This is a genomic window from Streptomyces sp. NPDC042638 (assembly GCF_040647235.1).
GTDB classification, from domain to species: domain Bacteria; phylum Actinomycetota; class Actinomycetes; order Streptomycetales; family Streptomycetaceae; genus Streptomyces; species Streptomyces rameus.
On sequence record NZ_JBEZBT010000008.1, the window covers coordinates 56,871 to 70,212 of the forward strand.

The following is a 13,342-nucleotide window of genomic DNA, read 5'->3' on the forward strand; positions in this document are numbered from 1 at the left end:
GGCGCGGGGAACTGCGCGACCGGCCACAGCGCACCCGCACCCGCAAGCGCCACGCGGCGCCCCGAAGGGGCGCGAGGAACTGCGCGACCGGCCACGACGCACCCGCACCCGGAGGCCACGCGGCGCCCTGAAGGGGCGCGGGGAACGGCGCGACCGGCCACAGCGCACCCGCACCCGGAGGCCCCGCGGCGGCGCAACGGCGGGGAACCGCGCGACCGGCCACAGCGCACCCGCACCCGGGCGAACACCCGTCGGCTGACCGGCACCGCTCTACCCGCCCCCCCCGCCGGCAGGCGTCACGCGCCGACGTACTCCGCCAAGTGCTCGCCGGTGACGGTCGAGCGCGCCGCGACCAGCTCGGCCGGGGTGCCCTCGAAGACGACCCGGCCGCCGTCGTGACCGGCGCCCGGCCCGAGGTCGATGATCCAGTCGGCGTGCGCCATGACCGCTTGGTGGTGCTCGATGACGATCACCGACTTGCCGGCGTCGACCAGCCGGTCGAGCAGGCCGAGCAGTTGCTCCACATCGGCCAGGTGCAGGCCCGTGGTCGGCTCGTCCAGGACGTAGACGCCGCCCTTCTCGCTCATGTGCGTCGCCAGCTTCAGCCGCTGTCGTTCGCCGCCCGAGAGCGTGGTGAGCGGCTGGCCGAGGGTGAGGTAGCCGAGGCCGACGTCGGCCATGTTCCGCAGGATGCGGTGGGCGGCCGGGGTGCGGGCCTCCCCGGCGCCGAAGAACTCCTCGGCCTCGGTCACCGTCATCGCCAGCACCTCGCTGACGTCCCGGCCGCCGAGGTGGTACTCCAGCACCGAGGCGTCGAACCGCTTGCCCTCGCACTCCTCGCAGGTCGTGGCGACTCCGGCCATCATCGCCAGGTCGGTGTAGACGACACCGGCGCCGTTGCAGGCGGGGCAGGCGCCCTCGGAGTTGGGGCTGAACAGCGCCGGCTTCACGCCGTTGACCTTGGCGAACGCCTTGCGGATCGGGTCCAGCAGCCCGGTGTACGTCGCCGGGTTGCTGCGCCGCGAGCCGCGGATCGGCGCCTGGTCGACCGAGACCACGCCCTCGTGGGCCGGGACGGACCCGTGCACCAGCGAACTCTTGCCGGATCCGGCCACGCCGGTGACGACGGCCAGCACGCCGAGCGGGATGTCCACGTCCACGCCCTGGAGGTTGTGCGTGGTCGCGCCGCGGATCTCCAGGGCCCCGGTCGGCTTGCGCACCGTCTCCTTCAGCGCGGCCCGGTCGTCCAGGTGCCGCCCGGTGAGCGTGCCGCTCGCCCGCAGCCCGGCGACGCTGCCCTCGAAGCAGACGGTGCCGCCCGCCGTGCCGGCGCCGGGGCCGAGGTCCACCACGTGGTCGGCGATCGCGATGACCTCCGGCTTGTGCTCCACGACCAGCACCGTGTTGCCCTTGTCCCGCAGCCGCAGCAGCAGGTCGTTCATCCGCCGGATGTCGTGCGGGTGCAGGCCGGTGGTCGGCTCGTCGAAGACGTACGTGACGTCGGTCAGCGAGGAGCCGAGGTGGCGGATCATCTTCGTACGCTGGGCCTCGCCGCCCGAGAGCGTGCCGGCCGGCCGGTCCAGCGAGAGATAGCCGAGGCCGATCTCCACGAACGAGTCGAGGGTGCCGCCCAGCGAGGTGAGCAGCGGTGCCACCGACGGCTCGGCCAGGCCGCGTACCCACTCGGCGAGGTCGCTGATCTGCATGGCGCAGGCGTCGGCGATGCTGACGCCCTCGATCTTCGAGGAGCGGGCCGCCTCGCTCAGCCGGGTGCCGTCGCAGTCGGGGCAGGTCGTGAAGGTGACCGCCCGGTCCACGAACTCCCGGATGTGCGGCTGCATCGCCTCCCGGTCCTTGGCGAGCATCGACTTCTGGATCCGCGGGACCAGACCCTCGTAGGTCATGTTGATGCCCGCGATCTTCATCCGGGTCGGCTCCCGGTACAGGAAGTCGTCCAGCTGCCGCTTGGTGAACGTGCGGATCGGCTTGTCCGCGTCGAAGAGGCCCGACTCGGCGTAGAGGCGGTGGTTCCAGCCGCCGGACTTGTAGCCGGGGATGGTGAGCGCGCCCTCGTTCAGCGACTTGTCGGCGTCGTAGAGCTGGGTGAGGTCGATGTCGGTGACCGTGCCCCGGCCCTCGCAGCGCGGACACATCCCGCCGGTGATGCTGAACTCGCGGCGCTCCCTGACCGTCTTCCCGCCGCGCTCCAGGGTGACCGCGCCCGCTCCGCTGATCGAGGCGACGTTGAAGGAGAACGCCTTGGGCGAGCCGATGTGCGGGGTGCCGAGCCGGCTGAAGAGGATGCGCAGCATCGCGTGGGCGTCGGTGGCGGTGCCGACCGTGGAGCGCGGGTCGGCGCCCATCCGCTGCTGGTCGACGATGATGGCGGTGGTCAGCCCGTCGAGCACGTCGACGTCGGGCCGGGCCAGGGTGGGCATGAAGCCCTGGACGAACGCGCTGTACGTCTCGTTGATCAGCCGCTGCGACTCCGCGGCGATGGTGTCGAACACCAGCGAGCTCTTGCCCGATCCGGAGACGCCGGTGAACACCGTCAGCCGTCGCTTGGGGATCTCGACGCTGACGTCCCTGAGGTTGTTCTCGCGGGCGCCGTGCACGCGGATCAGCTCGTGGCTGTCGGCGACGTGCGAGGCGTTCGCCGGCGCGTCGGTCCTCATGGTCATGCTCATCGTCTTCGTCACTCCGTCCGTGGGGCCGCCTCCGCCACGCTAACCGCGACGGCCCGGACGGTGCTTCTCGATTCCTGACGAGTTCGGCGGCGCGGCCCCAGTGGTGGGGATGACATGGTCACGCCTGGCGCCCGGCCCTTCCTCCGCGGGACCGCTTCGGGCGGCGGGTCGGTCAGGGCGGGGAAGCGCCGAGGAATCTCAGGACGGCGAGAACGCGCCGGTGGCCGGCGTCGGCTGCGGGCAGGTCGAGTTTGGCGAGGATGTTGTTGATGTGCTTGGCCACTGCGCTGTCGCTGACGACCAGGGCCTCGGCGATCGCGGTGTTGGAGCGTCCCTCGGCCATCAGGGCGAGTACCTCCCGTTCGCGTGGCGTCAGCCGGTCGAGCGGGTCACTGCGGCGGCGCACGAGCAGCTGGGCGACCACCTGTGGATCCAGTGCCGTGCCCCCGGCTGCGACCCGCCGAACGGAAGCCACGAACTCCTCCACGTCGGCGACGCGTTGCTTGAGCAGGTAGCCGACGCCGCTGGTGTTGGCCGCCAGCAGGTCGGCCGCATACCGCTCCTCGACGTACTGCGAGAGCAGTACCACCGCGGTCTGCGGCCATTGCTCACGGATCACCAGCGCGGCGCGCACGCCTTCGTCGGTGAAGCCGGGTGGCATGCGGACATCGACCAGGGCCAGCCCGGGCCGGTGTTCCTCGACGGCCGCAAGCAGGGCTTCGGCGTCGCCGACTTCGGCGGCGATCTCGAAGCCGGCCATTTCCAGGACCTTGACGAGCCCGACGCGCAGCAGCAGTGAGTCCTCGGCGATCACGGCTCGCACGGCAGCCCCACGGCGATGGTGGTCGGGCCCCCGACCGGGCTGCTGATGTGGAAGGTGCCGTCGACGGAACCGACCCGTTTGGCCAGCCCGCCCAGTCCGCTGCCGGTGGAGGTGTCGGCGCCGCCGATCCCGTCGTCGGTGATGTTCACGCGCAGCATTCTCCCGATCTGTTTGACAGTGACGTCCACGCGGGTGGCGCGGGCGTGCTTGGTGACGTTGGTGAGCGCCTCGCAGACCACGAAGTAGGCGACCGACTCCACGGTGGGCGCCGCTCGCTCCTCGAGGTCGACTCGCAGCCGTACCGGGATCGGTACCCGGGCGGCCAGCCCGGACAGCGCCGCGTCCAGCCCGCGGTCTTCGAGGACGGCCGGGTGCAGGCCGCGCACCAGGTCGTTGAGTTCGGCGATGGCCTCCTTCGCCTCGCGGTGCGCCTCGTCGATCACCGTGCGGGCCTCGTCCGGCAGGTTGGTGAGGGTGGCCTTGGCCAGGCCCAGGTTGACCGCGAGGGAGACCAGGCGCTGCTGGGTGCCGTCGTGCAGGTCGCGTTCGATGCGGCGGCGTTCGGTATCGACGGCGTCGATCAGGTCGGTGCGGCTCTCGGACAGGTGCTCGACACGCTGCTGAAGCTGCTGGGAGCGGCTGGTCCCGAGCAGTGCGAGCGCGATCCGGGTCTCGGCGCGGGTCACCGGCCCGGTCAGCCAGGGTGCGGCGCACAGCAGCAGCGCGCCGGCCGCGGTGTAGTACACCGCTTGGGTCGCGTAGTCGACATAGTCCAGGCGGACCTGTACCGGCAACATCCAGGCCCACCCGTTGACGGTGACGCCAGCAAGGCCCGCGACCCACGCAGCGAGCACCCCCAGCTCGACCAGAGCCAGGAGCGGACCGACAAGCAGGTGGTATCCGGCCTGCCGCCAGGTCTGGGCCACGGACAGCCACCGTTGAGCGCGCCTCAGCCACCCTTGCTCGCGCGCGGTCGGCAGCCGGAGGATCTCCACTCCCAGCAGTGCCCGGTAACGGCGTCGCTGCACGGCGGTGAGCGCAAGCACACCGAGCAGGATCAGCACAAACGGGAGCGGGAGCCACGGCCACGCCCTCGAGTTCGCGGCACTCGCCATCCAGCTCCACAACGGCACCAGCGCAAGGTGCGGCGGAATCCCGGCCGCCAAGAAACCGGTGTCCCGCCGGACCCGAACAACTCTGCGGCGCAGCCCCCGGGGAATCGTCATGGCTCGACGGTAAAACGCCAGGTGAGGGCTATGCCATGCACCGTGCGTCCGGATCGGTGGTGAAGCTGGCACCACCCTGGGAACGGCAGCCGGCATTACTGATTGTGATCGCTGTGCGGCTCAGGCTGAAGGGCATGCAGGAAATCATCGAACTGTTCCCGGAGCCGGACGCCGAGCGCGGCATACGCAGGCCGCACGGCCCGCGCACGGGATCGCTCCCCAGCCCGCAGCGCCGTCCTCCGGACCGCCTTCCAGGCCGACGGCGGGGTCTTGTCCTGGCCGGCTGCGGGGTGGCGCTGCTGCCGTGGCTCGTCGTGTTGGCCACCAGCCTGCCGACCACCTCCCGTGTCTCGCACTGGTCCGCCGCCTGGGTGGGTCTGGACGCGCTGGAGGCGGTCGGCCTGATCACCACAGGTCTGCTGGCCACCCGCGGGGATCGGCGACTGGCACCGGCCGCCGCCGCGACGGCCGCCCTGCTCACCGTCGACGCCTGGTTCGACACGATGACCGCGGCCGGCGGGAGCGAACTGCGCGCGGCGCTGGTCATGGCGTTGTTCGCAGAACTTCCGCTCGCAGCGGTATGCGTCCGCCTGGCGGTTCGAACGCTGCCCCGCACCCCATGAAACCCGCCACACCGACCCGGGCTGCAACCACGGCTGGTCGTGGGCGAGTTCTTCGACCGGCACTGGATCCCCTTCGGCCCTCTGCACCGTCTCGCCGACGCGTCCGGCCGTAGCCCACCTCACTGCGCCAAGGCTGACTCACCGCTTCGGGCCGCCCCGCGGCACACTCTTGCAAGCGGGTGCTTGCAATTGTTAGCGTTGGTGGGGCAAGGTGGAGGCATGGCATCGCTGAACGTCGGCAATCTCGGTGAGTACCTGCGCGAGCAGCGGCGGAACGCCCAGCTGTCGCTGCGGCAGCTCGCCGACGCCGCCGGGGTGTCCAATCCGTACCTGAGCCAGATCGAGCGCGGGCTGCGCAAGCCCAGCGCGGAGGTGCTCCAGCAGGTCGCCAAGGCCCTGCGCATCTCCGCCGAGACCCTGTACGTCCGCGCCGGCATCCTCGACGCCGAGCGGGACCGCGACGAGGTGGAGACGCGCGCCGTCATCCTCGCCGATCCCTCGCTCAACGAGCGGCAGAAGCAGGTGCTGCTCCAGATCTACGAGTCCTTCCGCAAGGAGAACGGATTCGGGTTCGGCGAGAGCGCCGACGGCGAGGCGGACGGGGACGGAGCCGTGGACCAGGGGACCGGCGGCGGCAGCCGTACGGCCGGCGGACGCGATGCCGCCGTGAATGACACGGACGCCGGTCCGCGGCGGACGGCCGGGTAACGCCGGACCAGGGCTCCGGACGCCCGCCGCGGACCACACCAACCCAGTCGAACGCGAATCCGATCCGGGAGGACCCTCACCATGGCCATCACCGACGACCTGCGCAAGACCCTCAGCGACCCGACCCCGTTCTACTTCGCCGCCGGCACCGCCGACCTGGCGCTTCAGCAGGCCAGGAAGGTGCCGGCCCTGGTCGAGCAGCTGCGTGTCGAGGCCCCGGCCCGTATCGAGGCCGTACGCAACACCGACCCCAAGGCCGTGCAGGAGAAGGCCGCCGCACGTGCCAAGGAGGCACAGGAGAGCCTCCAGACCAAGGTCAACGAGTTCATCGGCGCCCTCGACGTCGACCTGAAGAAGCTCGGTGAGACCGCCCAGGACCTGGCGCTGCGCAGTGTCGGCGTCGCCGCCGAGTACGCCGTCCGGGCCCGCGAGACCTACGAGAAGGTCGCCGAGCACGGCGAGCAGGCCGTGAAGACCTGGCGCGGCGAGGCAGCCGAGGAGATCGAGGACCTGGCGATCGCCGTCGAGGGCAAGCCGGACCCGGTCGAGACCAAGGACGACGAGCCGAGCCCGGCCGAGTCCGCCGAGGCGAGGAACGCGGCGAAGAAGGGACCGGCCACCCGCAAGCCCACCACCAACGCGAGGAAGACCACCCCGCCGGTCAAGTGACCGGGACCGGCGGAACGTGCGGGCCGGGCACCTTCGGGGTGTCCGGTCCGTTCTATGGGTACGGTGGCGGCGTAGCAGGGATCGGGAATCAAACGGGCGGTGGGCGGCATGCTGATGTTGGGCTTCGCGGGGTTCTTGGGCATTCTGAAGATCATTCTGATGGCCCTGTCCGCGTTCGGGCTGTTCGACGCCGCGTTCCGGCGTGAGGACGCCTTCCGTGCGGCCGACAAGCAGAACAAGGTCTTCTGGCTGATCATCCTCGGCATCGCGCTCGTGGTCAGCTATCTGTTCTCGCTCCTGTCCATCCTGCCGATCGCCGGCGCGGTGGCGAGCATCGTCTACCTGGTGGACGTACGCCCCGCGCTCGCGCAGGTCGGCGGTGGCCGCGGCTGGGGCCGCCGCGGGAAGGGCAGCAGCAGCGACGGCCCCTACGGGCCGTGGAACGGCGGCCGTTAGCGGCATCCCGCCGAGAGGTCGCCCGGCCGTCGCCGGGCGCGGTCGTCGTTCGTGACGGTCACGTCACCCGCGGCGCCCCTGGGGCGGGCAGGCTGCTGCTCGCCTGCCCGAGGGCGCCGCTCCTCCGGCTGAACGCCGAGGCCGAGAACCGCGCGGGGTGAGCGCCGGTCACCGTCACCCGTCGATGGCGGGAGGCCCGGTCGGGCGGGCTCCCCCGCGGGAAGACCCGGCTTACGCCGCCCGGTCCAGCAGGACGACCGCCACGTCGTCCGTCAGCTCGCCCCCGTTGAGCTCACCCACCTCGTGGACCGCGGCCCGCAGCAGTTCCTCCCCCCGCAAGCCCTGGGAGAGCTGGCGGCGGATCATCTCCAGCATGCCGTCCTGGCCGAGCCGCTCCCCGGCCGTGCCGACCCGGCCCTCGATCAGGCCGTCGGTGTAGAGCATCAGGCTCCACTCGGGGCCCAGCTCCACCTGCGTCCGCGGCCAGCGGGCGCCGGGCAGCAGGCCCAGGGCGGGGCCGTTGTTGTCGTACGGGAGCAGCCGCGCCGGCCGGCCCGGGCGGGCGATCAGCGGGGCCGGGTGGCCGGCCAGGCACAGGCCCGCGCGGCGGCCGTCGGGGGCGATGTCCACCGTGCACAGCGTCGCGAAGATCTCCTCGTCGGCGCGCTCGTGCTCCAGCACCTGCTGCAGGGTGTTCAGCAGCTCGTCCCCGCACAGTCCGGCCAGGGTCAGCGCCCGCCAGGCGATGCGCAGCTCCACGCCGAGCGCGGCCTCGTCCGGGCCGTGCCCGCAGACGTCGCCGATCATGGCGTGCACGGTGCCGTCCGGGGTGCGGACGGCGTCGTAGAAGTCGCCGCCGAGCAGGGCCCGGGAGCGGCCCGGACGGTAGCGGGCGGCGAACCGCAGCGAGGAGCCCTCCAGCAGCGGGGTGGGCAGCAGACCGCGCTCCAGGCGGCGGTTCTCCTGCGCGCGCAGTTTGCCCTCGGCGAGCCGCCGCTCGGCCGTGTCGGAGCGTTTCCGCTCCACCGCGTAGCGAATGGCGCGGCTGAGCAGCCGGCCGTCCAGCTCGTCCCGGAACAGGTAGTCCTGGGCGCCCACGCGCACGGCCTCGGCGCCGCGCTCGGCGTCGCCGGAGGCGGTCAGCGCGAGCACGGCGTGCCGGGGCGCGAGCCGGAGGACGTGCCTGAGCACGGCCAGCTCGTCGTCGGTGTCGCCGCCGCCCGGCGCCGGGAGCGCCAGGTCCAGCAGGATGCAGTGGACGTCGTCGGTGAGCAGCCGCTCGGCCTCGGTGAGGTTGCGGGCGGTGCGCACGCGGATCGGCTTGCCGGCCGGGTCCAGCAGTTCGGGCACGATCGGCGAGCCGGCCGGATCGTCCTCGATCAGCAGCAGGGTGAGAGTGGCGCCGGTGCCGTTCACGGCCGTGGCGTCGCGGTGGGCCTCTTCCTTGAGGGGGCCGCCTGCTGTGGGGGCGGCCTGCGCCTGACCACTCTCCACGGCCGGGATCGCTCTCTGCCGCGGTATGGGTACGGGCATCGTCTTGGGTTCCTTCCCTCCCCCCGAGGGCACGGCGGCGTCGAGGGGTCTCGACCCACCGACCGGGACCATAGCGGCTACGACCGCCCCGATGGAATGGTGTGAGCCGCGTCGCTCCGGCGTCCGCCGCTGTCATATGCCGCGTTCCGTACCGCAGTTGGACACGTCGGCGGTCCGGAGGGGATGACGAAGCTCACGTCCGGGACAGTCCGGGCCGCAACGCCGTGGGGTGGGTCACATGAGGTGCGTCACCGGGCACATGGGCGAGCCGCCCGCCGTGCCGGGGTGCCCGCGCGGCAGGCCTCACGCGTCCGGTCGTACGACCCCGAGGATGGGCATCGAGCCGGCGCCCGCGATCGTCACCGTGCGCCCGGGGCGGGGGGCGTGGATGATCGCGCCGTCGCCGATGTACATGGCGACATGGCTGGCGTCGTGGAAGTAGATGATGAGGTCGCCGGGGCGCATGTCCTTGACGTCGACGTGCGGGAGCTGCTTCCACTGCTCCTGTGAGGTGCGCGGGACGGCGTGGCCGGCCGACGCCCAGGCCTGCGAGGTCAGGCCCGAGCAGTCGAAGGCGTCCGGCCCCTCGGCGCCCCACACGTACGGCTTGCCGAGCTGCTCGGTGGCGTACTTCACGGCCTTCTCGTCCTGTTCGGACGCCTTGCCGCCGACGTCCTTGAGGACGCCGGTGTCCAGCCAGGCGGTCTGTGCCCGCTCCGCGGCCTCCCGCTCCAGCTGGGCGAGGCGCTCCTTCTCCTTCTTCTCCAGCCGGGACTGGAGCTTCTCGGCCGCGTCGATCTGCTTCTCGATCTTCTTCTTGGCGGCGGCCTTGGCTTCGCGGTTGGCGTCCAGCTCCTTCCAGCGGTCGGCGGCGTCGGCGGCGTACTCCCGCAACTCCTTCTGGGTGCGGTTCATTTCGGCCATCAGCTTGGTCGCCGCCTGCTGGCCCTGGAGCACCCGGCCGGCGCCGTCGAGGAACTGCCCCGGGTCGTCGCTGAGCAGGAACTGGGCGGTGGACGACAGACCGCCGGTGCGGTACTGGTCCCGGGCGGCCGCTCCCGCCTGGTTCTTGAGCCGGTCCAGGCGCTGCTGGCCCTGGTCGATCCGCTTCGCCAGCGCCACGATCTCCGCGGACTGCTTCTCGGCCTTCTCCTCTGCCGCGTTGTAGGCGTCGGTGGCCACGGCGGCGTCGTGGTAGAGCGTGTCGAGCTTCTGCCGTATCCGCTCAAGGTCCTTGCCGGGACGGGGAGTCTGTGAGGGGGCCGGCGCACCGCCGGTCGTCGGTGTGGGAGCGGGGGCCGCGAACGCCGTGCCCGGTGCCGCGAGGACGGTCACCGCGCACACCACGGTCAGGGCGGCCGTAAGGAGGCCGCGCTTGCCCGAACCCATACCTCTTCCCCCAAACTGATTTACCGTCAGTAACTTACGGTCGTCTGAGGGATCGTGCCACGGCCGCGCGCAAAGCGACAGAGGCCGCCGGAAACCGGACTTCCCCCACCGGCTCCCGGGAACCCGAAATCCCCACCGGCCGCCCGGAAGCCCGTAATTCCCCACCGGCCGCCGGATACGACGATCTACCCACCCATGTGACGAACGGCGCAGGCGGAGCGTTCCCCCGTCCTCCGACGGGCGCGGGGCGCCGGCACGTCCGCGGGGCGACCCGCGCGCCGACGGCGGGAGGTCAGCGCACCGGCGCCAACGCCTCCCAGGCCACCGTCACTTCGCCCTGCCGCCAGCGGGCCGGGGAGTCCGTCACCGGCCAGTCGGCCGCCAGGTCCCGTACCGCGCGGATCCAGCGCTGGCGGGCGCCGTAGGAGGCGTAGGGCGCCGCGGCGGCCCAGGCGCGGTCGAAGTCGCGGAGGAAGGCGTGCACCGGCTCGCCCGGGACGTTGTGGTGGATCAGCGCCTTCGGCAGCCGTTCGGCGAGGTCGGAGGGGCGCTCCAGGGAGCCCAGCCGGGTCGCGAAGGTGACCGTGCGGGGGCCTTCGGGGCCGAGCGCCACCCACACGTGCCGGCGGCCGATCTCGTCGCAGGTGCCCTCCACCAGCAGCCCGCCGCGCGAGCCGCCGCCGGCCGGGGCGAGCCGCGCGCACAGCCGCTCCCACACCGCGGCGACCTCGGCCTCGTCGTACTGCCGCAGCACGTTGGCGGCCCGGATGAGCGGCGGGCGCCCGGCGACCGGTACCTCGAAGCCGCCGTGCCGGAAGGTGAGCCCCTCGCGCTCGTAGGGCCGCGCGGCCGCCACCCGTTCCGGCTCGATCTCGACACCGACCACGCGCGCGCGTGGGGCGGCGGTGCGCAGCCGGCCGAGCAGTTCCACGGCCGTCCAGGGGGCGGCGCCGTAGCCGAGGTCGACCGCCACCGGGTCGGCGGCGCGCCGCAGCTCGGCGCCGTGCACGGCCGCGATCCAGCGGTCCATGCGGCGCAGCCGGTTGGGGTTCGTCGTCCCGCGCGTCACCGTTCCCACGACGGGCGTGCCCCCGGCCGGGCGCGGCCGGGAGTGCGGGAGGGCCGATGCGCGGGCTGTCATGGATACGAGGGTAAGCGGGGCCGGGGGAGGGGCCGGACCGGCGGTCCGTCGAACGGTTGATCGACACGAGGTAATGATTCGGCAAAGCCGCCTGATCCGGAAATGGCCGGGCACCCGCTCGCTGTTGACCCCCCTTGGAGGGCGCGGTGGCCCCTCCCCGGCATGCCCGCAGCAAGGAGGACCGCCACGTGAGCCAGTACGTCAGCAGGCTCGGGCGCCGCTCCCCGTCGGCCGCCCAGCGCCTCCGGCTGTACCGCAGGCCCCGGCGCGTCGCCATGCTCTCCGTGCACACCTCGCCGCTCCACCAGCCCGGCACGGGCGACGCGGGCGGGATGAACGTCTACATCGTGGAGCTGGCCCAGCGGCTGGCCGCGATCAACATCGAGGTCGAGATCTTCACCCGGGCCACGGCCGGCGGCCTGCCCCCGGTCGTCGAGCTGGCCCCCGGCGTGCTCGTCCGGCACGTCGACGCGGGCCCCTACGAGGGCCTCGCCAAGGAGGACCTCCCCGCCCAGCTGTGCGCCTTCACGCACGGCGTGATGCAGGCGTGGGCCGGCCACCGCCCCGGCTACTACGACCTGGTCCACTCCCACTACTGGCTCTCCGGCCATGTGGGCTGGCTGGCCGCCCAGCGCTGGGGCGTGCCCCTGGTGCACGCCATGCACACCATGGCCAAGGTCAAGAACGCCCACCTCGCCGACGGCGACAGCCCCGAGCCGGCCGCCCGGGTCATCGGCGAGACGCAGATCGTCGCCGCCGCCGACCGGCTCATCGCCAACACCGCCGAGGAGGCCGAGGAGCTGGCCCGGCACTACGCGGCCGATCCCGCCAAGGTGGCCGTCGTCCACCCCGGCGTGAACCTGGAGCGCTTCCGGCCCTTCCCCGACGCCGGCGGCCCGCAGCGCTCCGCCGCGGCCGACCACCGGGCCGCGGCCGACTCGCGTGCCGCCGCCCGCGCCCGCCTGGGGCTCCCGCAGGAAGCGCTGATCCCGCTCTTCGCGGGCCGCATACAGCCCCTGAAGGCGCCGGACGTCCTGCTGCGCGCCGTGGCCGTCCTGCTGGAGGAGCGCCCCGAGCTGCGCTCCCGCATCCATGTCCCGGTCGTCGGCGGCCCCAGCGGCAGCGGGCTCGCCAAGCCTGAGGGCCTGCAGAAGCTCGCGGCCCGGCTGGGCGTCGCGGACGTCGTACGGTTCCGTCCGCCGGTCGGCCAGGAGCAGCTCGCGGACTGGTTCCGGGCCGCGTCGGTCCTCGTCATGCCGTCGTACAGCGAGTCCTTCGGCCTGGTCGCCATAGAGGCGCAGGCGGCCGGGACCCCGGTGCTCGCCGCCGCGGTCGGCGGCCTGCCGGTGGCCGTGCGCGACGGCGAGACCGGCTTCCTCGTCCGGGGGCACGATCCGGCCGACTACGCGCGCGTGCTGGCCCGTTTCGCCGACGAGCCGGACCTCTCGGTGCGCATGGGGCAGGCCGCCGCCCGGCACGCCCAGTCCTTCGGCTGGGACACGGCCGCCGCCGCCACCGCCGACGTCTACACGGCCGCGACCCAGTCCCACCGTCGTCGCGTACGCTCCCACCATGGGTGATGTCGAGAAGGCGGGACAGGTCCTGGAGGACGTCCTCAAGGACGCCGAACTGGAGTGGGAGAGCCCCGGGCCCGGCAACTACGTGGTCAAGCTCCCCGGCACCCGCAAGCTGTCCACGACGGTGTCCTTCCTCGTGGGCCGGCACTCCTTGTCGCTGAACGCCTTCGTCATCCGCCATCCCGACGAGAACGAACCGGGCGTCCACCGCTGGCTGCTGGAGCGCAACCTCAAGCTGTACGGCGTGAGTTACGCCGTCGACCACCTCGGCGACATCTACGTCACCGCCCGGCTGCCCCTGGCCTCCGTCACCCCGGACACGGTCGACCGCATCCTCGGCCAGGTCCTGGAAGCGGCCGACGGCGCCTTCAACACCCTGCTGGAGCTGGGCTTCGCCTCCTCGATCCGCCGGGAGTACGAGTGGCGGGTGTCCCGGGGTGAGTCGACGCGGAACCTGGACGCGTTCGCGCATCTGACCCGGCGTCCGGCCGACTGACCCCGGGCGGGACG

12 protein-coding genes are annotated in these 13,342 nt (G+C 72.6%); 6 read left to right on the plus strand and 6 right to left on the minus strand.

The genetic code is table 11. The annotated features are described in order from the left end of the window. Positions 1-296 precede the first annotated feature (296 nt). The 3 genes from AB0B40_RS09580 to AB0B40_RS09590 form a co-directional block, all read right to left on the minus strand. Positions 297-2,687: an excinuclease ABC subunit UvrA gene (locus tag AB0B40_RS09580; protein ID WP_362263635.1), complete on the minus strand. Its 2,391-nt coding sequence runs from the start codon at positions 2,685-2,687 to the stop codon at positions 297-299. Between the two features lie 172 nt (positions 2,688-2,859). Continuing rightward, positions 2,860-3,510, minus strand: a complete 651-nt coding sequence (locus tag AB0B40_RS09585) for a response regulator transcription factor (protein ID WP_345058731.1) — start codon at positions 3,508-3,510, stop codon at positions 2,860-2,862. After that, complete coding sequence (locus AB0B40_RS09590; protein WP_362263636.1) at positions 3,498-4,736, minus strand: histidine kinase; 1,239 nt, start codon at positions 4,734-4,736, stop codon at positions 3,498-3,500. The genes AB0B40_RS09585 and AB0B40_RS09590 overlap by 13 nt, the downstream gene beginning before the upstream one ends. Positions 4,737-4,771: 35 nt before the next feature. Between AB0B40_RS09590 and AB0B40_RS09595 the strand changes: the two genes are divergently transcribed. The 4 genes from AB0B40_RS09595 (at position 4,772) to AB0B40_RS09610 (ending at position 7,192) form a co-directional block, all read left to right on the plus strand. Further along, complete coding sequence (locus AB0B40_RS09595) at positions 4,772-5,359, plus strand: hypothetical protein (protein ID WP_362263637.1); 588 nt, start codon at positions 4,772-4,774, stop codon at positions 5,357-5,359. 219 nt (positions 5,360-5,578) lie between these two features. Continuing rightward, positions 5,579-6,067, plus strand: coding sequence for a helix-turn-helix transcriptional regulator (locus AB0B40_RS09600; protein WP_345058725.1), 489 nt, complete (start codon positions 5,579-5,581; stop codon positions 6,065-6,067). A gap of 81 nt (positions 6,068-6,148) precedes the next feature. Beyond that, on the plus strand, positions 6,149-6,736 hold the full coding sequence (locus AB0B40_RS09605) for a hypothetical protein (RefSeq protein ID WP_345058723.1): 588 nt from the start codon (positions 6,149-6,151) through the stop codon (positions 6,734-6,736). A 108-nt stretch (positions 6,737-6,844) separates the two neighbouring features. Continuing rightward, on the plus strand, positions 6,845-7,192 hold the full coding sequence (locus tag AB0B40_RS09610; RefSeq protein ID WP_345058721.1) for a DUF2516 family protein: 348 nt from the start codon (positions 6,845-6,847) through the stop codon (positions 7,190-7,192). A 231-nt stretch (positions 7,193-7,423) separates the two neighbouring features. Here the strand turns inward: AB0B40_RS09610 and AB0B40_RS09615 are convergent, their stop codons facing one another. From AB0B40_RS09615 to AB0B40_RS09625, 3 genes are all read right to left on the minus strand, one after another. Next, the gene (locus tag AB0B40_RS09615; RefSeq protein WP_345058719.1) at positions 7,424-8,725 is read right to left on the minus strand and encodes a fused response regulator/phosphatase; all 1,302 of its coding nucleotides are present in this window, start codon (positions 8,723-8,725) and stop codon (positions 7,424-7,426) included. 303 nt (positions 8,726-9,028) lie between these two features. Then, entirely contained in the window at positions 9,029-10,114 is a 1,086-nt protein-coding gene (locus AB0B40_RS09620; RefSeq protein ID WP_345058717.1) for an NlpC/P60 family protein, read from the minus strand. 292 nt (positions 10,115-10,406) lie between these two features. Continuing rightward, on the minus strand, positions 10,407-11,144 hold the full coding sequence (locus tag AB0B40_RS09625) for a class I SAM-dependent methyltransferase (RefSeq protein WP_345058767.1): 738 nt from the start codon (positions 11,142-11,144) through the stop codon (positions 10,407-10,409). A 299-nt stretch (positions 11,145-11,443) separates the two neighbouring features. Here AB0B40_RS09625 and mshA point away from each other — a divergent pair, with 299 nt between their 5' ends. Further along, positions 11,444-12,835: a D-inositol-3-phosphate glycosyltransferase gene (mshA, locus tag AB0B40_RS09630; protein ID WP_345058715.1), complete on the plus strand. Its 1,392-nt coding sequence runs from the start codon at positions 11,444-11,446 to the stop codon at positions 12,833-12,835. Next, the gene (locus tag AB0B40_RS09635) at positions 12,828-13,328 is read left to right on the plus strand and encodes a YbjN domain-containing protein (RefSeq protein ID WP_345058713.1); all 501 of its coding nucleotides are present in this window, start codon (positions 12,828-12,830) and stop codon (positions 13,326-13,328) included. The genes mshA and AB0B40_RS09635 overlap by 8 nt, the downstream gene beginning before the upstream one ends. The last annotated feature ends 14 nt before the right edge of the window (positions 13,329-13,342 follow it).